The organism is Clostridium sp. CM027 (genome assembly GCF_024730565.1).
Taxonomy (GTDB): domain Bacteria; phylum Bacillota; class Clostridia; order Clostridiales; family Clostridiaceae; genus Clostridium_AD; species Clostridium_AD estertheticum_B.
Genome location: NZ_CP077725.1, coordinates 371,442 through 396,688 on the forward strand (window position 1 = coordinate 371,442; position 25,247 = coordinate 396,688).

The 25,247-nt window shown below is 31.6% G+C and carries 23 protein-coding genes; all 23 read left to right on the forward strand.

Translation table 11 applies throughout. The features are described from left to right. Positions 1-208 precede the first annotated feature (208 nt). The 23 genes from rpsB (at position 209) to KTC92_RS01925 (ending at position 25,242) form a co-directional block, all read left to right on the forward strand. On the forward strand, positions 209-910 hold the full coding sequence (gene rpsB, locus KTC92_RS01815) for a 30S ribosomal protein S2 (protein ID WP_165412164.1): 702 nt from the start codon (positions 209-211) through the stop codon (positions 908-910). A 112-nt stretch (positions 911-1,022) separates the two neighbouring features. Next, on the forward strand, positions 1,023-1,943 hold the full coding sequence (tsf, locus tag KTC92_RS01820; protein ID WP_220285896.1) for a translation elongation factor Ts: 921 nt from the start codon (positions 1,023-1,025) through the stop codon (positions 1,941-1,943). A gap of 70 nt (positions 1,944-2,013) precedes the next feature. Continuing rightward, positions 2,014-2,742 (forward strand): UMP kinase, encoded by a 729-nt coding sequence (pyrH, locus tag KTC92_RS01825; protein WP_216303097.1) that lies wholly within the window; start codon positions 2,014-2,016, stop codon positions 2,740-2,742. Positions 2,743-2,757: 15 nt separating this feature from the next. Further along, positions 2,758-3,315 carry a ribosome recycling factor gene (frr, locus tag KTC92_RS01830; protein WP_216303094.1) on the forward strand — a complete coding sequence of 186 codons (558 nt, stop codon included), beginning with the start codon at positions 2,758-2,760 and terminating at the stop codon, positions 3,313-3,315. A gap of 144 nt (positions 3,316-3,459) precedes the next feature. Then, entirely contained in the window at positions 3,460-4,164 is a 705-nt protein-coding gene (locus tag KTC92_RS01835) for an isoprenyl transferase (protein ID WP_253198183.1), read from the forward strand. 11 nt (positions 4,165-4,175) lie between these two features. Continuing rightward, positions 4,176-4,982 (forward strand): phosphatidate cytidylyltransferase, encoded by an 807-nt coding sequence (locus KTC92_RS01840; protein ID WP_216303091.1) that lies wholly within the window; start codon positions 4,176-4,178, stop codon positions 4,980-4,982. 435 nt (positions 4,983-5,417) lie between these two features. Then, positions 5,418-6,578 (forward strand): 1-deoxy-D-xylulose-5-phosphate reductoisomerase, encoded by a 1,161-nt coding sequence (dxr, locus tag KTC92_RS01845; protein ID WP_220285894.1) that lies wholly within the window; start codon positions 5,418-5,420, stop codon positions 6,576-6,578. Positions 6,579-6,592: 14 nt separating this feature from the next. After that, on the forward strand, positions 6,593-7,630 hold the full coding sequence (rseP, locus tag KTC92_RS01850) for an RIP metalloprotease RseP (RefSeq protein WP_216303088.1): 1,038 nt from the start codon (positions 6,593-6,595) through the stop codon (positions 7,628-7,630). Positions 7,631-7,642: 12 nt separating this feature from the next. Continuing rightward, positions 7,643-8,692: a flavodoxin-dependent (E)-4-hydroxy-3-methylbut-2-enyl-diphosphate synthase gene (gene ispG, locus KTC92_RS01855; protein ID WP_216303087.1), complete on the forward strand. Its 1,050-nt coding sequence runs from the start codon at positions 7,643-7,645 to the stop codon at positions 8,690-8,692. 203 nt (positions 8,693-8,895) lie between these two features. Beyond that, a complete protein-coding gene (locus tag KTC92_RS01860) occupies positions 8,896-13,218 on the forward strand; it encodes a PolC-type DNA polymerase III (protein WP_220285893.1) in 4,323 nt (1,440 codons plus the stop codon). Between the two features lie 203 nt (positions 13,219-13,421). Beyond that, entirely contained in the window at positions 13,422-13,880 is a 459-nt protein-coding gene (gene rimP, locus KTC92_RS01865; RefSeq protein WP_216303085.1) for a ribosome maturation factor RimP, read from the forward strand. Positions 13,881-13,893: 13 nt separating this feature from the next. Continuing rightward, positions 13,894-15,024, forward strand: a complete 1,131-nt coding sequence (gene nusA / locus KTC92_RS01870; RefSeq protein ID WP_220285892.1) for a transcription termination factor NusA — start codon at positions 13,894-13,896, stop codon at positions 15,022-15,024. An 11-nt stretch (positions 15,025-15,035) separates the two neighbouring features. Then, complete coding sequence (rnpM, locus tag KTC92_RS01875) at positions 15,036-15,323, forward strand: RNase P modulator RnpM (protein WP_216303083.1); 288 nt, start codon at positions 15,036-15,038, stop codon at positions 15,321-15,323. Continuing rightward, complete coding sequence (locus KTC92_RS01880) at positions 15,310-15,624, forward strand: ribosomal L7Ae/L30e/S12e/Gadd45 family protein (protein ID WP_187351404.1); 315 nt, start codon at positions 15,310-15,312, stop codon at positions 15,622-15,624. The genes rnpM and KTC92_RS01880 overlap by 14 nt, the downstream gene beginning before the upstream one ends. A gap of 23 nt (positions 15,625-15,647) precedes the next feature. After that, on the forward strand, positions 15,648-17,723 hold the full coding sequence (gene infB / locus KTC92_RS01885; RefSeq protein ID WP_216303082.1) for a translation initiation factor IF-2: 2,076 nt from the start codon (positions 15,648-15,650) through the stop codon (positions 17,721-17,723). 21 nt (positions 17,724-17,744) lie between these two features. Then, positions 17,745-18,152: a 30S ribosome-binding factor RbfA gene (gene rbfA / locus KTC92_RS01890; RefSeq protein ID WP_216303080.1), complete on the forward strand. Its 408-nt coding sequence runs from the start codon at positions 17,745-17,747 to the stop codon at positions 18,150-18,152. After that, positions 18,142-19,104 carry a bifunctional oligoribonuclease/PAP phosphatase NrnA gene (locus KTC92_RS01895; protein WP_220286021.1) on the forward strand — a complete coding sequence of 321 codons (963 nt, stop codon included), beginning with the start codon at positions 18,142-18,144 and terminating at the stop codon, positions 19,102-19,104. Before rbfA ends, KTC92_RS01895 begins: the two co-directional genes overlap by 11 nt. After that, positions 19,101-19,970, forward strand: coding sequence for a tRNA pseudouridine(55) synthase TruB (gene truB, locus KTC92_RS01900; RefSeq protein WP_220285891.1), 870 nt, complete (start codon positions 19,101-19,103; stop codon positions 19,968-19,970). Before KTC92_RS01895 ends, truB begins: the two co-directional genes overlap by 4 nt. Positions 19,971-19,982: 12 nt before the next feature. Continuing rightward, on the forward strand, positions 19,983-20,906 hold the full coding sequence (locus KTC92_RS01905) for a bifunctional riboflavin kinase/FAD synthetase (protein ID WP_220285890.1): 924 nt from the start codon (positions 19,983-19,985) through the stop codon (positions 20,904-20,906). A 131-nt stretch (positions 20,907-21,037) separates the two neighbouring features. After that, complete coding sequence (rpsO, locus tag KTC92_RS01910; protein ID WP_165412182.1) at positions 21,038-21,301, forward strand: 30S ribosomal protein S15; 264 nt, start codon at positions 21,038-21,040, stop codon at positions 21,299-21,301. Positions 21,302-21,394: 93 nt separating this feature from the next. Beyond that, complete coding sequence (locus tag KTC92_RS01915) at positions 21,395-23,512, forward strand: polyribonucleotide nucleotidyltransferase (RefSeq protein WP_220285889.1); 2,118 nt, start codon at positions 21,395-21,397, stop codon at positions 23,510-23,512. A gap of 94 nt (positions 23,513-23,606) precedes the next feature. Beyond that, positions 23,607-24,881, forward strand: coding sequence for a pitrilysin family protein (locus KTC92_RS01920; RefSeq protein ID WP_216303076.1), 1,275 nt, complete (start codon positions 23,607-23,609; stop codon positions 24,879-24,881). Positions 24,882-24,966: 85 nt separating this feature from the next. After that, the gene (locus KTC92_RS01925; RefSeq protein WP_165412185.1) at positions 24,967-25,242 is read left to right on the forward strand and encodes a YlmC/YmxH family sporulation protein; all 276 of its coding nucleotides are present in this window, start codon (positions 24,967-24,969) and stop codon (positions 25,240-25,242) included. Positions 25,243-25,247 lie beyond the last annotated feature (5 nt).

Below are 25,247 nucleotides of genomic sequence, written 5' to 3' on the forward strand. Positions count from 1 at the left end.
GCCTTAAATTGTTTTTAATTATTAAAATATAAATATAGATGAAACAAGTATTTCAATTTTATTAAAAAAAATATTGAATACATTATCACATTGTGATATACTATGTAGGTAAGAAAATACACACATTGCTTGATTATGGAAGGGTTCCGATATTTGGACTTCAATAAGATGATGGTGATGGAGGTAAAAACCAAGGAGGTTATTATTAATGGCAGTTATTTCAATGAAACAATTATTAGAGGCAGGTGTTCACTTCGGACATCAAACTAGAAGATGGAATCCTAAAATGGCACCATACATATTTACAGAAAGAAATGGTATATACATTATCGATTTACAAAAAACAGTTAGAAAAATAGATGAGGCATATGATTTCATAAAATCTGTATCTGAAGAAGGTAAGGATGTTCTATTTGTAGGAACAAAAAAACAAGCTCAAGAAGCTATTAAATTTGAATCAGTAAGAGCAGGAATGCATTTTGTAAACAATAGATGGTTAGGTGGAATGTTAACAAACTTTAAAACAATTAAAACAAGAATACAAAGATTAGAAGAGTTATTTAAAATGGAAGAAGACGGAATATTTGAAGTTCTTCCAAAAAAAGAAGTTAGTCACCTTCTAAATGAAAGAGAAAAACTAGAAAAGAATTTAGGCGGAATAAGAAGCATGGATGCAAATAAAATTGGAGCTCTATTTGTTGTAGATCCAAGAAAAGAAAAGAATGCGATTTCTGAAGCTAAAATTCTTGGAATTCCTGTAGTTGCAATAGTTGACACAAACTGTGATCCAGATGAAGTTGATTATGTAATTCCAGGTAATGATGATGCTATAAGAGCAGTTAAATTAATAACTGAAAGATTAGCTGATGCTATTATAGAAGGCAGACAAGGTGAACAATTAGCTGAATAATAGTAACTATATTTATCTAATAATATAATTATTGATATAACAGTTGGGGGGTAGGTGAAAGTTAATTCTTTCATTTACCTTTTAAATTAGATAGGAATAGGAGGAAATAATAATGATTAGTGCAAGTATGGTTAAAGAGTTAAGAGAAAAAACTGGAGCCGGTATGATGGATTGTAAAAGGGCTCTAAGTGAAACAGAGGGTGACATAGAAAAAGCGGTTGAACTTTTAAGAGAAAAAGGTTTAGCAGCAGCTGCAAAAAAATCTGGAAGAATAGCTGCAGAAGGATTAGTAAACTCATATATTTCAGATGACATGAAAGTTGGATCTGTTGTAGAGGTTAATTGCGAAACGGATTTTGTAGCTGATAATGAAGATTTTGTTACTTTAGCGAAAAACATAACAATGCAAGCAGTACAAACTACTTCAACTACTATTGATGAATTAGTTTCTGAAAAATACATAGCTGATGAAGCAATTACTGTTACGGATGCCGTAACAGCTTTAATAGCAAAATTGGGCGAGAACATGTCTGTAAGAAGATTTCAAAAGTTTTCTATTGAAAATGGTATAGTTCAAAGCTATATTCACGGTGGCGGAAGAATAGGTGTTTTAGTAGAACTCGCTTGCGCAAAACAAGATGATGTATTAATTACGATTGCTAAAGATGTTGCAATGCAAATTGCAGCTACTAGTCCTTTATTCTTAGATAACACTTGTGTTGATAGTGAAACTTTAGAAAAAGAAAAAGAAATATACAGAGTACAAGCAATAAACGAAGGAAAACCAGAAAAAATCATTGAAAAAATGGTTATGGGTAGAGTAAATAAGTATTATAAAGAAGTTTGCTTGCTTGAACAAGTTTGGGTTAAAAATGCTGACTATACTATTAAAAAATATCTTCAAGAAGAATCTAAAAAACTTGGTGCTGACATAACTATAACAAGATATGTGAGATTTGAAAGAGGAGAAGGCATAGAAAAGAAGGAAGAAAACTTTGCTGAAGAAGTTCAAAGACAAGTACAGGGTAAATAACAATTAAAGAGAACACTACGTGTTCTCTTTTTTAAAATAAGTAATACTATAAATTGGAGGTATAATGTTTATGGAGGTTGCTAAATATAAAAGAGTTATGTTAAAGATTTCAGGAGAAGCTTTAGCTGGTGAAAAAGGATTTGGAATAGACTTTGAAATTACAAATGAGATAGCACTTCAAATAAAAGAATTGGTTGAGTTAGGTGTTGAGATAGGCATAGTTGTTGGAGGCGGAAACATATGGCGTGGTAGAAGTGGTGAAGGCATGGACAGGACTACTGCGGATTATATGGGAATGATGGCAACTTGCATTAATGCATTAGCGCTTCAAGACTCTTTGGAGAATATAGGCGTAAATACTAGAGTACAAACTGCCATTGAAATGAAGGCGGTAGCAGAACCATTTATAAGAAGAAGAGCTATGAGGCATTTAGAAAAAGGTAGGGTTGTTATATTCGCAGCTGGTACAGGCAATCCATATTTTTCAACAGATACAACAGCGGCACTTAGGGCGGCAGAAATAGAAGCTGAAGTAATTTTGCTTGCTAAAAAAGTAGATGGAGTTTACGATAAGGATCCTCATAAATATAATGATGCGAAGAAGTTTGATAATCTTACATATCTTAATGTTCTTGAAAGAGGTCTACAAGTTATGGATTCTACGGCTACATCATTATGTATGGACAATAATATACCTATATTAGTTTTTGGACTAGATAATCCTGAAAATATAAAAAGAGCAATTTTAGGAGAAGAAATTGGTACTTTAGTATCAGATTGTACTAAAGAATCAATATAAAATGGAGGGAATTCTATGATTAAACAAATTATTAGTATTGCTGATGAAAAAATGAATAAAACTATTGCTGTTTTTAAACATGAGATTTCAGGTATGAAAGCAGGGAGAGCAAATGCTACAATGCTAGATAGGGTTCATGTTGAATGTTATGGAAGTCTTATGCCATTAAATCAAATAGCAAACATTTCAGCACCGGAACCTAGAGTATTACTTATCCAGCCATGGGATAAATCTTCTATGAAAGATATAGAAAGAGCTATATTGAAATCCGATTTAGGATTAAACCCATCAAGTGATGGATCAGCAATTAGATTAATTATTCCTGAACTTACAGAAGAAACAAGAAAAGTTTTAATTAAAACTGTAAAGAAAACAGGAGAAGATGCTAAGGTAGCTATAAGATCTATTAGGCGAGATGCTAATGATAAAATTAAGGCTTTGAAAAAAAACACCGAAATTACTGAGGATGAAGCTAAAAAATCAGAAGATATCATCCAAAAAGAAACAGATAAATTTATTAAAGAAATAGATACATTAATAGAGGTTAAAGAAAAAGAAGTAATGGCCGTTTAATATATAATTTTAAATAGAACCTGCAGTTATGCAGGTTCTATTTAAGATTATAATATAACTAATAAAAAGGAGGGAATTTTATTGAAAACATTATTCGCTTTTTTTAAAAAAAATAAAAGTACAAGTAATAATATTGAGTTAGATATGTCGAGAATACCTGAACATATTGCAATTATAATGGATGGGAATGGTAGATGGGCTAAGGAGCGTAATTTGCCGAGAGCACTTGGACATAAGGCTGGAGTAGAAGCAATAAGAAGAATTGTAAAAGAGTGCAACAAATTAGGGGTTAAATATTTAACATTATACGCATTTTCAACTGAAAATTGGAATAGACCTTTACAAGAAGTAGACGCTCTAATGAAATTATTAGTAGAATATTTAAAAAATGAGTTCGAGGAATTGAACGCCAATGATGTTGTTATCAATTCTATTGGTAACATATCAAAATTACCACAGATTTGCATAACGGAATTAAACTCTGCTTATGAAAGGACAAAGAATAATAAGGGGTTAATTTTAAATCTAGCTTTAAATTATGGAGGAAGAAACGAAATAGTAGATGCTGTAAAAGAAATTTGTTTAGATTTGAAGAATAAAAAAATATATGAAGATGAAATAACTGAGGGTTTATTTTCAAAGTATTTGTATACAAAAGAAATGCCCGACCCAGACCTTATAATAAGACCTAGTGGGGAGTTAAGATTAAGTAATTTTTTACTATGGCAGAGTGCATACTCAGAACTTTGGTTTTCAGATATTAATTGGCCGGATTTTCATGAGAAGCAATTGAAATGTGCAATATTAAATTATCAAAAAAGAGACAGAAGATTTGGAAAGGTTAAATAGAGGAGAAAATTATGAATAATAGATATATAGGAGCACTGATGTTAGCTCCGTTAATAATATTTTTAATTTTAGGTGGAGAGTACTTAAAATATAGTGTAATGGTACTTTCGCTTTTTGGAATGTATGAGTTCTATAAAGTTTCTAGAAAAAAACACTATAAGCCAATTGGAATTATAGGATATATTTTATGTATAGTATATTACTTGAATATGAGCAAGGATTTTTCAGCAAGTTTTAATGTATACATTTTAATAGTAACAATTCTTTTACTATTATGTATTCCGGTGATTTATACAAAATATAATTTTGTTGATGTGGCCCTCACTATATTCGGATTTTTATATGTGGCAGTATTTTTTAGTTTTATAGTGTTTATAAACAATAAAACCTACGGTCAATATTTAGTTTGGATTATATTTATTTGCTCGTGGGTCTGTGATACGTCAGCCTATTATTGTGGAAGATTTTTAGGTAAAGGTGGCAAACATAAGCTCTGCCCTAAAGTTAGCCCTAATAAAACAATTGAGGGCTCAATAGGAGGCCTTTTAGGCAGCACTATAGGGTGTACAATTTATGGCTATGTTATTTCAAAATATGGTGTACCTATTCAATTATATCATTACGCTATAATTGGCGTTCTTTGTGGCAGTTTCGGACAACTTGGAGATTTAATTGCGTCATCTATAAAAAGATTTGTAGGAGCCAAAGATTACAGTAGCCTTATTCCAGGACATGGTGGAGTTTTAGATCGGTTTGATAGTATTCTATTTGTGTCTGTGGTAGCATTTTATTATATTACATTTATATTAGTAATTTAAATTCATATATACTAAAGGTACAAGAAATTAATAGTGCACCTCCGCAGGAGATGATCTAATATACTTTAGTGATTAATAAAATCATATATTGAACAGAATGCAGATAAACAATTAGTTGTAAATTAGCATTACTGGCAATATATGATTTTATTATTACGTAAAATTTTAAAATAATAATTGGGTTATATTTTATATTAATATCTGCGTTGATTAATGAATATAATCAAAAGGAGCACTATATAATATATGTGAAATAATTACCCATATATTTGTAAATATTACTAGTTACTTTATTTTAGAACATAAATATGTTATATTATATGCTGTAGAAGAATTGCTTACTAAAAAAAACAGGTAAATTTATAAGTGTGAAATTAAAGGAAAAAACAAGATTTTGAAGTATAAATAACAGAATTACGTGAATGGAGAGAGTACATGAAGAAGATTACTATTTTAGGAGTTACTGGGTCGATAGGAACTCAAACTTTAGATGTTATTCGAAATGATATTGAAAATTTCACTATTGTGGGAATTTCTGCTAACACCAATTATGAGAAGATTATACCCATCATAGAAGAATTTAAGCCTAAATATGTTACCATGATGGACGAGGCGGCTTCATTAAAACTTAAAAAACATTGCATGCTAAAAAAATATTCAACAAAAATATTGCAGGGACTGGAGGGACTAAATTATATAAGTACACTACCTGAAGTTAATATTGTAGTAACCGCAGTTGTGGGTATGATAGGCTTAGTTCCCACTATGAAAGCAATTAATGCTGGTAAGGATATTGCTTTAGCTAATAAAGAGACACTAGTTGCAGCAGGTGGACTAGTAATGGATGCTGCTAAAAAAAATCATGTAAATATTTTACCGGTTGATTCAGAACATGGTGCTATTTTTCAATGTCTACAGGGTAATAAGTCGGAATCTGTTAACAAAATAATAATAACCGCATCAGGTGGTCCGTTTAGAGGCAAAAATAAGCAACAATTAATAGAAATAAAACCGGAAGAGGCGCTTAAACATCCTAAATGGGAAATGGGTAGAAAAATATCTATTGACTCCTCAACACTTATGAATAAAGGCCTAGAGGTTATAGAGGCACACTGGTTATTTGGGGTAGATTACGAAAATATACAAGTGGTAGTTCATCCTCAAAGTATAATACATTCTATGGTAGAATACATGGATGCAAGTGTAATAGCACAAATGAGTTCTGCTGACATGAGACTTCCTATTCAATATGCTATAAACTATCCTGAAAGAAATAATGCTGTTATCGATAAATTGGACTTTTATAATATGGGTAATTTAACTTTTGAAAAACCGGATATGGATACGTTCAAATGTCTTAAATTAGCCTATAAAGCAGGTGAAATGAGCGGAAATATGCCTGCTATTATGAATGCTGCTAATGAAGTAGCTGTTGAATTATTTTTGGATTATAAAATTAAGTATCTTATAATAGAAGATATTATAGAAAAATGCATGAATAAATTTGAGCATAATATTAATCCAGATTTAGAAGAAATTTTAGAAATTGACTTAAAGGTAAGAGAATATGTAAGAAATAATTATGATAAAGAGTAGGGAGGAAAATTATTATGAGTAATATTATAGCAAACATACCATACTTTATTATGGCTATGTTAGCATTTAGTCTTCTGATTATAATACATGAATTAGGTCATTTTATTCTATGTAAGCTAAATGGAGTAAAAGTAAGTGAATTTTCTTTAGGGATGGGACCTAAAATCTTTGGAATTAAAGGAAAAGAAACGGAGTATTTGATTAAGGCATTTCCTATTGGAGGATATGTTAAAATGGAAGGGGAAGATGGAGAAAGTAATGATCCGAGATCTTTCACAAATAAAACCCCGGGTCAAAAACTAAGCATAGTTTCTGCTGGAGCAATTATGAATTTAATATTGGCAGTAGTTTTATTTGCTATGGTAGGTGCGTCTAAAGGATACATATTACCAATAATTGGGGAGTTGGTACCTAATAGTCCAGCCATGAAAGCTGGGATACAAGTTGGAGATGAAATTACTAAGATTAATAAGACTAAAATAGATAGATGGGATCAAGTTCAAAATGAGATTTTTGTTTCTAAAGGTGAAAGTATGGATATTGAAATAGTAAGAAATTCAAAAGTAGAAAAAATCACCCTTAAACCCATTAAGAACGTGAAAGAAAAATTATTTTTTGTAGGAGTCTCTCCTTCTATGGTTGAGAAAAAAATGAACCCTGGCAAAGCTGTGATTTATGGATTTGATCAAATTGGTAATACTGTAAAACAAATTTTTGAATTTTTCGGTAACGTATTCCACGGGAAGGTTTCAGCAAATGATGTCGGAGGACCAATAAGCATAATAAGATTTTCTGGAAAAGCGGCACAAGCTGGAATTACAACCTTAATGTATTTTACTGCATTAATGAGTGTGCAATTAGGAATATTCAATATAATACCTTTCCCAGCACTAGATGGAGGATGGATTTTTATGTTGTTATTTGAAATAATATCAGGTAAAAAATTAGATGATAATAAAGTTGCAACTATAAATTACATTGGATTTATGTTTTTAATGGCATTTATGGTGTTAGTAGTTATTAAGGATATAGTTAGTCCGCTAAAATTCTAGGAGATGAAGACTATGAGGGAGCGCAAAACGAAGAAGATTAGAGTTGGAAATGTGTATATAGGTGGAGATTCAAAGATAGCAGTACAGTCGATGACCAATACAGACACAAGGGATGTAGAAGCTACAGTAAATCAAATTCTTCAGCTAGAAAAGGTAGGGTGTGACATTGTAAGATGCGCAGTCCCAGATATGCAAGCGGCTGAGGCTGTTAAGAACATAGTGAAAAGAATTCACATACCACTTGTGGCAGATATTCATTTTGACTATAGGCTAGCTTTAAAATCTATTGAGAACGGGATATCCAAATTAAGAATTAATCCAGGTAATATTGGAAGCCGCGATAAAATAAAATTAGTCGCAGAAGCAGCTAAAGAGAATGGCATTCCCATTAGAATTGGTGTGAATTCAGGATCACTAGAAAAAGATATTCTTGAAAAGTATGGTCATGTATGCGCGCAGGCACTAGTTGAAAGTGCGTTAAGACATGTTAAAATACTTGAAAGTTTTAATTTTTATGACATAGTTATTTCTATAAAATCGTCAGATGTGGTCATGATGATTGAAAGTTACAAATTATTATCAGGTAAAGTAGATTATCCGCTACACCTCGGTGTTACTGAGGCTGGAACTACATGGAGAGGGACAATAAAATCAAGTATAGGTATTGGGGCGCTTTTAGCTGAGGGGATTGGAGATACTATAAGGGTGTCACTAACGGGGGATGTAGTAGACGAGGTTAAAGTCGGCATAGAAATCCTGAAATCCTTAGGGTATATAGATGATGGAATTAAATTTGTATCATGCCCAACATGTGGTAGAACTCAAATTAATCTTATTAAAATTGCAAATGAAGTAGAAAAAAGATTAGAATGTTGCAATAAGAACATAAAGATTGCAATAATGGGATGTATCGTTAATGGCCCCGGTGAAGCAAGAGAAGCTGATATTGGCATAGCCGGAGGTAACGGAGTTGGTCTCATATTTAAAAAAGGTGAAATAATTAAAACCGTTAAAGAAGAAGATTTAGTGGAAGAACTTATTCGCGAGATAGATAAATTATAGGCACATTCAAAGTTATTTTAACGACATTTCAGAAGGAAAGTCTCCTACTTCTATAAGTAGGAGTTACTTACCCTAACAAATAGAAAACTTAAGTTGGAGTATAAATTTCCTTGTGAAGTCGTTAATGCATCTTCTACGAAGATGTTGCAGCGACCCAGGAGATGATTTCATGTGCCTAAAATGTCTTATCAGGAGGAATATTAATGAATGTAAATTTAGCTGAAATGCTGAAAAATGATTTTAACTTAAATGAAGAAACATTAGCAGCTGATATTAAGGTATTGAGAGTTCAATACCTTAAAAAAAGCAATAAATTAAGGGTGTTAATCAAATCTTTAGAGGATATAGATGATAATAAAAAGCTACTAATCAAAAATATTATTTCAAAACGAGTAGGTAGTTTTGAGGATATACAGTTAATTTGCTACAAAGATGTGTCAAATGCCACTATAGAAGATATAAAAGATAAGTTTTGGGTAGATGTTGTAAATGTAATAGCTACCTCACAGCCGTCAAGTAAGGATAGTTTACTTAAATCTTCTAGAATAATTGAAAACGGCACTCTAAAAATCCAGTGTGGAAATGATTTTATGTGCAAAATTTTAAGAGATAAGAACATAGAAATTCTTATAAAAGATACTATAAATGATATGTTTGGAGTTAGTTCATTAGTGAAATTGGAACATAACAGTAAACTTTCTAAAGAAGATTATTTTGGTAAAAAGGAAAAAGAAAATGAAGTTATTATAAAAGAAATTATTAAAAATATTAATATAGAAAAGAAGGACAAACCTCAAAGTAATAATCAAAATAATGATAAAACAAATAAATTTAGCAAACCGGGCTACAGAAAAGATGAAGCAGCGGATGCAAACACTATAATGGGAAGAAATATAAAAAGTGAGACCATAGCGATAGGAGAGATAGATGAAGCTTCAGGAATAGTCTGTGTCTGTGGAGATATCTTTAAAATTAAAATAATTGAAACAAAAACGGGTAGAATAATCATTACATTCTATATTACAGATTATTCAAGTTCAATTACAGTGAAATGTTTTCCAAAGCCTAAAGATGTAGAAAAGATAATGGACGAAATTAAAGTGGGACTTTTCTGTAAGGTGCGAGGAGAAGCAAGTTATGATACCTACGCAAAAGAAGTTGTTGTAATGGCTAGGGATATAATTAAACTTAAGAAAATAGAAAGAATGGATACTGCGCAGGAGAAAAGAGTTGAACTTCATTTGCATACACAAATGAGTGCAATGGATGGGATAAGCCCTGCGGCTAAACTTGTAGAAAGAGCGGCTAAATGGGGGCACTGCGCAGTAGCGATAACTGACCATGGCGTGGTACAAGCTTTTCCAGAAGCTATGGATGCAGCTAAAAAGAATAAAATAAAGGTTATATATGGTGTAGAGGGCTATTTAGTAGACGATGGAGTACCAATTGTTATTAATAGTAAAAATGAAAATATAGATGATTGTTTTGTAGTTTTTGATTTAGAAACAACAGGGCTTTCTAGTGAAAATGATAGAATTACTGAAATTGGTGCAGTTAAAGTTGAAAATGGGAAAATAGTAGATAGATTTAATGAATTTGTAAATCCGGGGATAGACATACCTTATAAAATTACTGAACTAACTGGAATTACAAATGATATGGTTGCAGGCTCTGCTTCTATTGAAGAAGTGCTTCCTAATTTTTTACAGTTTGCACGTGGTAGCGTAGTGGTAGCCCATAATGCTGACTTCGATACATCTTTTATCAAAAAAAATTCAGAGAGGTTGAATTTGAAGTTTGAAAATGCAATTATGGATACAATTCCTTTAGCTAAATATTTACTTCCAGACCTTAAAACATTTAAGCTGAATGTAGTAGCTAAGCATTTGGGCATCACCCTGGAGAACCATCATAGAGCTGTAGATGATGCTAAAGCCACAGCGCAAATATTATTACATTGTTTTGGTTTACTTAAAGAAAATAACATTTTTGACTTAGATACTTTAAACAAAGAGTTTTTAGGTGACTTTAATATAAAAAAGGCAAATACTTATCATGTGATTATTTTGGCAAAAAATCAAGTAGGTCTTAAAAATCTTTACAAGCTTATTTCAGCTTCCAATTTAGAACATTTTCATAGAAGACCTAGGCTTCCTAAAACCTTAATTGAGAAGTATAGAGATGGTCTTATAGTAGGATCAGCCTGCGAAGCTGGGCAAGTGTATAAGGAAGTTCTACATGGAAAATCGGAAGAAGATATTAGGAAGATTGTGAAGTTCTATGATTATTTAGAAATACAACCTCTACTAAATAATAAATTCATGATTAAAAATGGCACAGTAAAAGATGAAAGTGAATTAATGGATATTAATAGAAAAATATGTGCTATAGGAGAAAAAAATAATTTGCCTGTAGTTGCTACAGGTGATGTACATTTTTTAGAAGCTTCTGATGAAGTTTTTAGAAAAATTTTAATGGCTGGCAAAGGTTTTTCAGATGCAGATGATCAACCGCCACTATATTTTAAAACTACTAATGAAATGTTAAAAGAATTTTCATATCTAGGTGAAAAAAAATGCAGAGAAGTTGTAATTGGTAATCCTAATAAAATTGCTGAAATGGTAGAAGTTATAAAACCAATACCAGATGGAACTTATACCCCTAAAATAGAAGGTGCAGAAGAGGACATCCGCAAGATGACATCAGATAAAGTTCATTCAATATATGGAGATTCCTTACCAGAGGTAGTTGAAAAAAGATTGGAGAAGGAATTAAATTCTATTATAAATAATGGATATGCTGTACTTTACTTAATAGCTGAAAAATTAGTAGCAAAATCAATTGCTGACGGTTATTTAGTAGGGTCGAGAGGCTCAGTTGGATCTTCTTTTGCAGCTAATATGTCTAATATAACAGAAGTAAATGGGCTTCCACCTCATTATGTATGTCCTGATTGTAAAAAGAGCGAATTTTTTTTAGATGGATCTATTGGTTCGGGTGCTGATTTACCTGATAAAGAGTGCCCAAATTGTGGTGCACTATATAAAAAAGATGGTCATGATATTCCATTTGAAACTTTTTTAGGGTTTGAAGGAGATAAAGAACCGGATATAGATTTGAATTTCTCAGGTGAAAATCAAGCAGATATACATAGGTATACAGAGGTGTTGTTTGGAAAGGGGCATACCTTTAAGGCTGGAACAATTGGAACAATTGCTGACAAAACTGCTTATGGTTATGTGAAAAAATATTTAGGAGAAAAAAACGTTATGGTCCCTCAAGCTGAAATAGAACGACTTGTGCTAGGGTGTACTGGCGTTAAGAGAACCTCAGGGCAACATCCAGGTGGAATAATGGTTGTTCCAAGTGACAATGATATACATAATTTTTGCCCAGTACAACACCCTGCTGACGATCCAAATTCAGATATTATTACAACTCATTTTGATTATCATTCCATAAGTGGAAGGCTATTGAAACTGGATATTCTTGGACATGATGATCCTACAATGCTTAAAATGCTTCAAGATTTAACTGGACTCGACCCTATAACTATTCCACTATCAGATCCGAGTGTAATAAGTTTATTTACATCTCCTGCGGCACTGGGGCTCACCATTAAAGAGTTGGGCTGTGAAGTAGGAAGTTACGGTGTTCCAGAATTTGGTACGAAATTTGTTAGACAAATGCTTTTAGATACACAGCCTAAATCTTTTTCAGACTTGGTTAGAATTTCTGGACTCTCTCATGGTACTGACGTATGGATTAATAATGCACAATATTATATTAAAGAAGGATTTACTACACTTAAAGATTGTATTTCTACAAGAGATGATATAATGGTTTATCTAATGCAGAAAAATCTTGAACCTAAGACTGCTTTTACTATCATGGAGAAGGTACGAAAAGGTAAAGGGCTTACGGAAGACGATGAGAAAGTAATGAGAGAGCATGACGTGCCAGATTGGTATATAGGGTCATGTAAAAAGATAAAGTACATGTTTCCTAAAGGACATGCAGTTGCATATGTAATGATGGCGGTAAGAATAGCATATTATAAGGTTTATTACCCAAAGGAATACTATGCTACTTTCTTTACTATAAGAGCAGATGACTTTGATGCTAATTTGATTGTAAAAGGTGAGAGTGCTATAAGTGCTAAAATGGATGAACTAACAGCTCTAGGTAAGGACATAGGTATGAAAGAAAAAGGACTTCTTACAGCGCTGGAGTTATCTTTTGAAATGTATAAAAGAGGGATAAAATTATTAAATGTAGATCTTTATAAGTCTGAGGCAGTTAAATTTACAATTGAAGATGACGCGATAAGGCCTCCACTAAGCGGGCTTGAAGGTGTAGGTGAAAATGCCGCTAAAAGCATAGTTTTGGAAAGACCTGAAGGGGAGTTTATATCTAAAGAAGATTTGAGAATTCGCTGCAAGGTTTCCAAAACAGTTATTGAGTCCTTAGATAATCATGGGTGTTTAAAAGAACTACCTGATACAAATCAGTTGTCGTTTTTTTAGCTAAATGCAATTAACCCTTGAAATAGCAAATTTTATATGATAGAATAATATATATTAGTTACCGTTGGTAATTTTATTTCAAGAGAGTAGGCTCGTCCTACTCTCTATTTATTGAAACGCAACTCATGGTTGCGTTTTAATTATAATATTACGATTAATTATGTAATAATTGTAGAAAATTTTTATAAAAGGAGGGTGTTAAAATGAAAAATGCCTTGTTGCAAAAACTTAGAAAAATAATTCAACCAATAGCAGAAAAAAATAATTGCGAATTATATTATTTGGAGTATGTAAAAGAATCAGGAGAAAATTTCTTGAGGATTTATATAGATAGTTCTAATGGGATATCGTTAGAAGATTGTGAAAAAACAAGTAGAGCTGTAAGTGAAATATTAGATGTAGAAGATCTAATAACTGATAGTTACTGTTTAGAAGTCTCCTCTCCAGGAATTGAGAGAATTTTATATGATGACAATCATCTGAAAAAATATATAGGCCAAAACGTATTAATTAATTTAAATAGTCTATATGAGGGAACAAAAAAAATTGAAGGCAATTTATTAGGATTTTCGGATGTGCAAATAGAAATTGAATATGATGGGAATAATATATCTATTCCGAAAGAAAAGATTTCCATTGTGAGTTTGAAACCGGTGCTGTAAGGAGGAAGTTAAAATGAATCAGGAATTTATTGAAGCATTGAGAGAAATTGTAGAACAAAAGGGAATCAGTGAAGATTTACTTTTTGAAACTATTGAGGATGCATTAGTTGCAGCATATAAGAAGAATTTTGCTACTCTATCTAATAGTAACCAAAGTGTAAAAGTGTCAATGAATAGAGAAACAGGTGAAATACATATTTATGGTCAAAAAACAGTTGTAGAAGAAGTATTTGAGGATGCCAATGAAATATCACTAGAAGGAGCTAAAGAATATAGCCCTAAATATCAAATTGATGATACTGTTGATATTGAAGTTACTCCAAGAAAATTTGGAAGAATAGCTGCACAAGCTGCAAAACAAGTGGTTATTCAAAGAATTAAAGAGGCTGAAAGAAATATAATTTACAATGAATTTATAACCAAAGAATTTGATATTATTACAGGAAGTGTTATAAGGAAAGATAGAGGAAATGTATTTATAGATTTAGGTAAAATTGAAGCTGTGCTTGGAGCTAATGAACAAATGCCTGGCGAGGAATATAATTTTAATGAAAAGTTGAAACTATATATTGTTGAAGTTAAAAATACTACTAAAGGTGCTCAAGTAGGAGTATCAAGAACGCATCCAGGTCTTGTAAAACGATTATTTGAATTAGAGGTGCCAGAAGTTTTTGGTGGAGTGGTTGAAATAAAAAGTATTTCAAGAGAAGCAGGATCAAGAACTAAGATTGCGGTATATTCAAACGATGAGAATGTTGATGCTATGGGAGCTTGTGTTGGGCCAAAAGGTATCAGAGTTCAAAATATAGTTAATGAATTAAGAAATGAAAAAATTGATATTATTAAATGGAGTAAGAAATCTGAAGAGTACATTTCAAATGCGCTAAGCCCTGCAAAAGTATTGAATGTAGTAGTTGAAGAAGTTTCTAAATCTGCAAAAGTTATAGTGGAAGATAATCAATTATCATTAGCTATTGGAAAAGAAGGTCAAAATGTTAGATTGGCAGCGAGATTAACAGGTTGGAAAATTGACATAAAAAGTAGAACACAAGCCCAATATAACATGGAAGATATTGAAGATATTGAAGATATTCAAGTTATTGAAAATGAAAATAAAGTAATTGAAACCATTACTGAAGAGTAGGTGATAGCTTTATGAAAGTGAAAAAAATACCTCAGCGCATGTGCACAGGTTGTATGGAAATGAAATGCAAAAAAGAATTATTACGCATAGTTCATAGCAAAGAAGGCGAAATTTCTATAGACTTAACAGGAAAAAAACCAGGTAGAGGCGCATATGTTTGTAAGAATATGGAATGCTTTGAAAAATCTTTTAAAACAAAAAGATTAGAGCGAAACTTAGGTGGAAAAATAAGTGAAGAAATTTATGGTAAACTAAGGGATAAGATAAATTACGAGGATGAGGTAAATCATGAACAATAAATTTTTTCAATTTTTGGGTTTAACTAAAAAGGCAGGCAAACTTATTGAAGGGTACAATCAATGTGAAGATGCACTATCACACGGGAGAGGGACCCTCATAATTTTGTCAGAGGAGAGCGCTACCAATACTAAAGATAAATTTAGAAGATTAGCTATCAAAAGGGTTATACCTCTTATAGAAGGAATATCCAATGAGACTTTAGGCAAGTGCTTAGGTAGAGCAGAAATCAATGTTTTGTGCGTAAATGACAAAAAAATGAGTAATAAGCTATTAAGCTTATGGAATGAAAATGATGAATAAATTAAATTTCGGGGGTGAATGATTTGGCAAAAGTCAGAATATATGAATTAGCAAAAGAGTTAGAAGTGTCAAGTAAAGAATTAATTAATGTACTATTAGAAGAGTTTAGTATAAAGGCCAAAAATCATATGAGTGTGATTGAGGAAGAAGATGCTGAGTTAATAAAGGAACTTTATAGTGATGAAAATTCAGGACTTAAGGATAATAAAAATGAAACAGTGGAACACTATGAAAACTTAGCTAATGAAGATGCTAATAAAGTTGTTATTAGAAAAAGAGGTAGAAAAGGTAGAGATGAATTAGGAAGCGGAAACAATGCGGTTGAAGCAATAGATGATGAAGTTGTAGTAATCAAAAGTACTATTACAGTTAAAGACTTAGCTGATACGTTAAAGAGACCTTATGTAGAAGTAATAAAACAACTTATTTTTATAGGTGTTATGGCTGGGATGAATCAAGAAATTGATTTCGCTACAGCTGAAAAAGTAATAGAAAAATATGGTGCACTTGCTGTACTAAAAGATGAAGAAGAAGGAAAAATTGCTGATGAAGAAGACTTCGGAAATGTTGAAGTTGAAATAGATACAGACAAAAAACCAGCAGTTGTTACAGTTATGGGTCATGTTGATCACGGCAAGACATCGCTACTTGACTGTATTAGGAAAGCTAAAGTTACAGAAACAGAAGCGGGCGGAATAACACAACATATAGGTGCATATACTGTCGATATTAATGGTGAAAAAATTACATTTTTAGATACACCTGGTCACGAAGCTTTCACAGCAATGAGAGCAAGAGGTGCCCAAATAACTGATATAGTTATACTTGTTGTAGCTGCAGATGATGGTATTATGCCACAAACTGAAGAAGCTATAAATCACTGTAAAGCGGCTAAGGTACCAATGATAGTAGCTATAAACAAGATAGATAGGCCAGGAGCTAATGTTGATAAAGTTAAGCAAGAATTAACAGAACATGGACTTGTAGCAGAAGATTGGGGCGGAGACACAATTTGTGTTCCAGTATCAGCTCATACTAAAGAGGGTATAGATACTTTGCTTGAAATGGTAGTGATTACAGCAGAAATGTTAGAGCTAAAAGCAAACCCTAGTAGACTTGCAAAAGGAACTGTAGTAGAAGCTAAACTTGACAAAGGTCGCGGACCACTTGCTACTTTACTCGTGCAAAATGGTACACTAAAAGCTGGAGATTCTATAATTGTTGGTTCAACTTATGGAAGAATAAGAGCAATGTTTGATGATAAGGGTAACAAAATAAAGACAGCAGGACCTTCTATACCAGTAGAAATACTTGGATTATCTGAAGTTCCAGCAGCTGGAGATAGATTTAATGTAGTTAAAGATGAGAAAACTGCAAGAAATATGGCAGAAACTAGAAAAACAAATTTAAGAGAAGAACATTTTGAATCTAGTAATAGAGTTTCCATGGAAAACCTATATAGCCAAATACAAGAAGGATCTGTTAAAGAACTTGGTGTAATTGTTAAAGCTGATGTTCAAGGATCTGTAGAAGCTGTAAGACAATCTCTCGAAAAATTATCTACTGATAATGTTAAAGTAAGGGTTATCCATTCTGGAGTTGGCGCTATTACAGAAACAGATGTTGTACTTGCAGCAGCTTCAAACGCAATAATTATAGGGTTTAATGTAAGACCAGATAATAATGCTTCTTTAATTGGTGAGAAAGAAAATGTAGAAATTAAAACCTATAGAATAATTTATGACGCTCTTGATGATATAAAAGATGCAATGGTTGGAATGCTCGATCCTGTATATAAAGAAGTTGTCTTAGGTAGAGTTGAAATAAGACAAATATATAAAGTTTCAAGTGTAGGAACAATAGCAGGGTCTTATGTATTGAACGGTAAAATCACGAGAAACAGTAGCGTACGAGTACTTAGAAATGGAATAGTAATTACTGAATCAACTTTAGCTTCCTTAAAAAGATTTAAAGATGATGCAAAAGAGGTCGCTGCTGGATTTGAATGTGGATTAAGTGTAGAAAAATTCAATGATATTAAAGAAGGCGACATTATTGAAGCATTCATAATGGAAGAAGTAAAACCAAAATTAATATAAGTATAAGGAGTAGTGAATTGTATGGTTAGTTATAGAAATGGTAGAATAAATGAAGAAATTAAAAAAGATGTAAGCAATACAATTCAAAACAAAATAAAGGATCCAAGATTAAGTGCTATGGTAAGTGTAACAAAAGTAGACACAACAAAAGACCTAAGCTATACAAAAATTTATGTTAGTATATTTGGTGACAAAAATGCTAAGAAAGAAACACTTCAAGCACTTAAAAGTTCAACTAGTCTCATTAGAAAAGAAATAGGGAGTCATGTTAAGTTAAGACATGTTCCTCAGGTTATTATAGAGGTAGATGAAACTATAGAACGTGCAATACATTTAGAAGGCATTTTTAATCAAATAAAAGAAAAAACTAAGAATGATGAAGATATAAATGAGGAAGATGGCAACGAAAAAGATAACAATGAAGATTAATGATATTGTTACCAGAATTAAGTTATTCAAAAAAATTGCTATAACTTTTCATACTTCACCAGATGGTGATTCAATTGGTAGCGCATTAGCGCTGCTTATTGGTCTTAGAAAATTAAACAAGGAAGTATATATAATTTCAAAAGAAGTTATTCCGCAAACTTTTTTATTTTTGCCTTGCTCTGATGAAATTAATGGTGAAACAAGTCAGCCGTTAAAGGATACGGAATGTGTAATAGTGTTAGATTGTGGTGATTTTAAAAGAATTAATGCTAATTTATGTATGCAAAACAAAAAGTTTGAATTAATAAATATAGATCATCATTTATCTAATGATTTATATGGAGATTTAAATTTTGTCGATACAAAATCTTCTGCAGTGGGAGAAATTGCATACGAAGTTCTTAGACTTCTCCATGTAGAATTAGACAAAGGAATAGCTACATGTTTGTATACTTCCTTAATTACAGATACAGGCTGCTTTAGACATTCGAATACCACAGCAGTAACTCATGGTATCGCTGGTGAACTTATAAATACAGGTATAGATTTCAGTAACATCCATAGAAAAATTTTTGAAAATAAGAAATTTGAAAAGATAAAATTTTATGGAGAAATTATTAGTGATATGACAGTAGAACTCAATGGTAAAGTCTGTATTATGCATATATCTAAAAATGTACTTGGAAAATTCAATTTGGCGTCCTCGGATACATCAGATGTTATTACTTTTGGTGATTCAATAGATACCGTTGAAGTTACTATTCTTATAAAAGAAGCTGAGAATGGTGTTAAAGTAAGTTTAAGATCTAAGTCTTTAGTAGATGTTAGTAAAATTGCAGAAGGTTTTAGTGGTGGAGGTCATATTAGAGCTTCAGGTTTTTATGCAGAAGCAAATTTTGATGATATTAAAGTTAAATTAATAGAAATTTTAGAAAAAGAGTTGATGAAATGAACGGTATATTAAATGTATTTAAACCTACCGGAATTACTTCTTTTGATGTAGTACGTAAAATAAGAAAAATCAGCAATGTAAAAAAAGTAGGCCACGCTGGCACTCTAGATCCTGAGGCTAGCGGGGTTTTACCTGTTTGTATAGGAAAAGCAACGAAGGCTATTGACTATATAATGGGTGACTTTAAAATTTATGAAGCTGAATTAAAGTTGGGAGTTATTACAGATACATATGATAGAGAAGGTAAGATTCTTAGTGAAAGTGAAGTTAATGCAACCGAACAAGAAATTATTCGCGCTATTAATTCATTTATAGGTGAAATAAAACAAATTCCTCCTATGTACTCAGCTCTAAAGGTTAATGGGAAAAAACTTTATGAATTGGCAAGGTCTGGAATAGAAATAGAGAGAGAAGCAAGGACTTTAGTAATTTATGATATAGATATTATTGATATTAAAACACCTTACGTAAAGTTTAGGGTTAAATGCTCTAAGGGTACATATATTAGAAGTCTATGTTATGATATTGGGCAATTATTAAAATGCGGTGGTATGATGTGGAATTTACAAAGAATTGCTACAGGGCCATTTCATATTGAAGATGCTATAAATATTGAAGATTTAAACGAGGAAAACATAAACAAACATGTTATGCCTATAGAAAAGATTTTTCAAAACAATAGTAAAATTACCATAGAAGATAGATTTGTTAAATTCTTATTAAATGGTGTTGTAGTAAAAGATAGAGCACTAACTCGCAAATTTGAAGTTGATATAATATATAATATATATAATAAAGATAATGACTTTGTTGGAATTGCACATAGAAGTAATGATAGTGTTAAGCTAATAAAATCATTTATATAGGAGTATATTAAAATGTTAGTTATAAAAGATAATTTTAAAACAAAACTTAAAGAACCAACGTACATTGCTTTAGGAAGTTTTGACGGCATCCATTTAGGGCATATGTCTCTTGTAAATAGAACAGTAGTATTAGCAAAAGAAAATAATGCTAAAAGTATGATTTGTACCTTTAAAAATCATCCATTGTCTGTTATTAACAAGGAAATTTGTCCAAAGTTGATAATGGATAATGACACCAAAATAAATTTGTTAAAAAACACTGGTATTGATATTGTTAACTTAGTTAATTTTAATAAAGATTTTATGAAGATAACTCCGGAAGAGTTCATAAAAAATATGGTGAAGTTTTATAATGCAAAGGGAATAGTTGTTGGTTTTAATTATAGATTTGGATATAAAAATTTAGGTGATGTAGAAATGCTTAAAACATATAGTAGTATTTTAGGATATAAACTATATGTTTGTGAAGCCGTTAGTATTAACCATGAAATTGTAAGTAGTTCAAAAATACGCCATCTAATAGCGGAGGGTAATATCACTAAAGCAGATGAGCTTTTAGGACGACCACACACTATTAGTGGGAAAGTAATTAAGGGAAAACAATTTGGGAGAACTATTGGGTTTCCAACTGTAAATTTAAATTACAATAAAGAGTATATCATTCCTAAGGGAGGGGTGTACTATACTTTAGCGGAGTATGATAATAACTTTTACAGAGCTATAACCAACATAGGTTACAATCCTACTGTAGAAGGTGGCAAGCTATCAGTAGAAACGCATATTTTGAACTTTGATAAAAAAATTTATAATGAAATAGTTAAAATTTATTTTATAAACAGAATAAGAGATGAAGTTAAATTTAATTCTATTGATGAATTAAAAAAGCAACTTTTAAAGGATAAGGAATATGCAATAAATCAAAAAATAGAAAAATAAGTGCTAAGATGTAAAAATTAATTTACAATTTAATCTTAGTTTGTTATAATTGATTTGAACCTTATGCTAAGTTCACCGAATCACCAACGGTGTACTTGGAATATGGGGATTATATTCGGAGGTGTTGTAAAATGCAAAAAGCTAAAAAACAAGAAGTAATGTTAAAACATGCAAGACATGAAGGAGATACAGGTTCTCCAGAAGTGCAAATCGCACTACTTACTGAAAGAATTCAAGAGTTAAATGAACATTTGAAAATCCATAAAAAAGATCACCATTCAAGAAGAGGTCTATTAATGATGGTTGGACAAAGAAAAGGTATGATCGGTTACTTAAAGAACCAAGATATCGAAAGATATCGTGCAATTCTTGCAGAACTCGGACTAAGAAAATAATTCAGAGCGGCTTAGCCGCTCTATTATTTTAGATTAGGGGAAATATATACAATTAGCTAATAATATTAGTGCAAATTGAAGGGAGGCAAATATATGATTCATATTATAGAAACTACTGTAGCAGGCAGAAATCTTAAAGTTGAATATGGTAAAGTTGGAATGCTATCAAACTGTGCAATAGTCATGAGTTATGGAGAAACAGTAGTTTTAATTAATGCAAATGCATCAGAAAAACCAAGGGATGGTATTGATTTCTTCCCACTAAGTGTAGAATATGAAGAAAGACTTTATGCTGTTGGTAAAATTCCAGGGGGATTCATAAAGAGGGAAGCAAGACCATCAGAAAGAGCAATTTTAACAGCAAGAGGTATTGATAGGCCATTAAGACCATTATTCCCTAAAGGCTATAAAAATGATGTCCAAATTGTTTGTACAGTAATGTCAGTTGAACAAGATAATTCACCTGAGATACTTGCTATGAACGGAGCGTCACTGGCATTATGTTTATCAAGTATACCTTATACGGATGCTGTTGCAACTGTTTCAGTGGGTTTAATTAATGGTAAATTTATATTGAGTCCTACTGTAGAAGAGCGAAGTGCTAGTTCTATGAAACTTACAGTTTGTGCAACAAAAGATAATGTAACAATGATAGAAGCAAATGGAGACGAAATACCTGAAGATGTAATGATAGATGCAATTGACTTTGCTTTTGAAGCATGTAAAAAAATTGTAGCTTTCCAAGAAGAAGCTGTAGCTAAGTTTGGAAAGAAAAAAGTTATACCTTTATTAAATAAAATAGATGAAACTCTCGAAAGTGAAGTAAGAGAATTTTCAGTTGATATGACAAAAACAGCAATGTACATAATGGATAAAGATGAGAGAAACAAAAAAGTGGACGAAATTAAAGAAAAAATAAGTGTTGAATTTAATGAAAAATACGCAGATAAAAAATCAGATATCGGTGAAGTTTTCTATAATATTCAAAAAGAAATAGTTAGAAATATGATGTTAAATGAAAATAGAAGACCAGATGGAAGAGCTTTTGATGAAGTTAGACAAATAAGTTGTGAAGTAGGAATACTTCCAAGAACTCATGGTACTGGTTTATTTACAAGAGGACTTACTCAAGTAATGGGAGTTGCAACACTCGGAGCATTAAAAGAAGCCCAGATACTAGATGGAATAAGTACTGAAGATACTAAAAGATATATGCATCATTACAATTTTCCAGCCTATAGCGTAGGAGAAACTAAGCCAATGCGTGGACCTGGAAGACGTGAAATTGGTCATGGAGCACTAGCAGAAAAAGCAGTAGAACCACTTTTACCATCTATAGAAGAATTCCCATATGCTATTCGTGTAGTGTCAGAAGTATTAAGTTCTAATGGTTCAACATCTCAAGCTAGTGTAAGTGCAAGTATTTTAGCACTATTAGATGCAGGGGTTCCTATTAAAAGACCTGCTGCGGGTATCGCAATGGGGCTAATTACAAACGCTGACTTATCTAAAGAAAAAGTATTAACGGATATTCAAGGCATAGAAGATTTCTTTGGAGATATGGACTTTAAAGTAGCTGGAACTGTTAAAGGTATTACAGCTATACAAGTTGATACAAAGCTTCATGGATTATCTAATTATTGCATTAAAACTGCAATTATAGATGCAAAAAAAGCTAGACTTCATATAATAGAAAAAATGAACGAATGTATACCGCAACCAAGAAGTGAAATGTCACTTTATGCTCCTAGAATGTATGTGCTAAATGTAGCACCAGACAAGATTAGGGACGTAATAGGTAAAGGCGGAGCAACTATAAAGAAAATTATAGCAGAAACCGGCGTTAAAATAGATACTAATGACGATGGACAAATTGTAATTATGTCGAGCGACAGCGTTAGTGCCAATAAAGCAGTAAAAATTATCGAAGAACTAACTAAATCTGTTAAAGTAGGAGAAATATATTTAGGAAAAGTAACAAAAATTGCTGCTTTTGGAGCTTTTGTTGAAATACTTCCTAATAAAGAAGGCCTAGTGCATATTTCTAAACTTGATTTTACAAGAGTAAATAAAGTAGAAGATATAGTTTCAGTTGGTGATGAAATATTAGTAAAAGTAATGGAAATAGATAATCAAGGAAGAGTAAATCTTTCGAGAAGAGATGCTATGAAAGATAGCGAAAATGAAAATGAAAACAAAGATAAAGAATAATAATAGAAGGGCTTAGATGCCTTTTTATTTTTTTTAATAATATTGCCTTAATATGCACATAGTAAATATAAATTCTCATTAAGGAGAGGCGCATATGTATAATTTGTTTAAGTTAAATAATGGGTTAAGAGTTGTAGTGGAAAATATTGAGTATGTAAATTCGGTTAGTGTAGGCTTATGGGTAGAAAATGGGTCAAGAAATGAAAATATAACTAGCAGTGGGATATCACATTTTATTGAGCATATGCTCTTTAAAGGAACGTGTGATAGAACTGCAAAACAAATTGCTGAAGCGATTGAAGATGTTGGTGGTCAAATAAATGCCTTTACAGGTAGGGAAGCTACATGTTTTTATATAAAAGCATTAGACACTCATTTAGAACTATCCTTAGATATTCTTTCAGATATGATTTTCAATAGTAATTTATCAGAAGATGATATTGAGAAGGAAAAAGGCGTAATTGTTGAAGAAATAAATATGAGTGAAGATTCGCCAGAAGATGTTTTAGCAGATTTACACACAAAAGCAATCTGGGGTGCAGATTCTATTTCGTTACCGATTTTAGGAACGATTGATACTGTAAAATCTTTTAGTAGAAAAATGATAGCAGATTATATTGACTCGCATTATATACCCGAAAACTCAGTAATATCTATTTCAGGTAAATTTGACATGAAAATGATAGAAAGTCTTGTTGAAAAGTATTTTGGTAAATGGCGTTGTAAAGACAAAAATATTACTAAATATAGTAGCCCTGAAATATTAAATCAACATTATTTCAGAAAAAAAGATATTGAGCAATTCCATGTGAGTCTTGGAATACCTGGTGTAGGTCTTGGAAATGATGATACATACACGTTAATCTTACTAAGCAATATATTAGGCGGAGGAGCATCCTCAAGGCTATTCCAAAAAATCCGTGAAGAGCTAGGTTTGTGCTATTCAATCTACTGTTATATATCTACGTTTAAAAACACAGGAGTTGTAAGCGTTTATGCGGGACTCAGTCCAATGAACGTGGAAGTTGCTATTAATGCAATAAAAGAAGAGGTTAGTAAATTCGCTAAACTCGGAATTGACAATGAAACGTTAAGTAAAGCTAAAGAGCAGTTAAAGGGTAGTTATATCCTAGGGCTTGAAAGCACAAGCAGTAGAATGTTTAGTAATGGGAGATCAGTAATGTTTATGAACAAAATTAATACGCCAGAAGACGTATTGCGAAAAATCAATGAAATAGACATGGAAAGGGTAAATTCTGTCATGCAAAAAACTTTTGAAAAAGGTATAATAAATTCTGCATATGTAGGAAAAGAAAAAGAGATGCTTAAAAAAGTTTTTAAAGGTAATATTATTTCTATGGATAAGTAAATTTATCTATAAAAATGTAGAAATTATGCATAAATCCTTAACAGATTTCATAGTATTTTATGAGAGTTGTTAAGGAGATGATAATATGGAAGATAATATAAAACTGTATAGTGAAATGGAAAGATATGAAATTATCAATATCAATGATGGTGACAAATATAGCAATTTAGGTAATAATGATGTAGTTATTGATGAGAATGGGCTTTTAAAATTTTTAATTATAAATGAAGGAAGCTCTAAATTTAGTTTTTTAAAAAATAATGATATTATTGAAGTACCTTGGGAATATGTTAAAAAAATTGGTTCCAGAACTATAATAATTGATGTTGATAATGAATTTTTAAAAAAATCTCATATATAATTTTG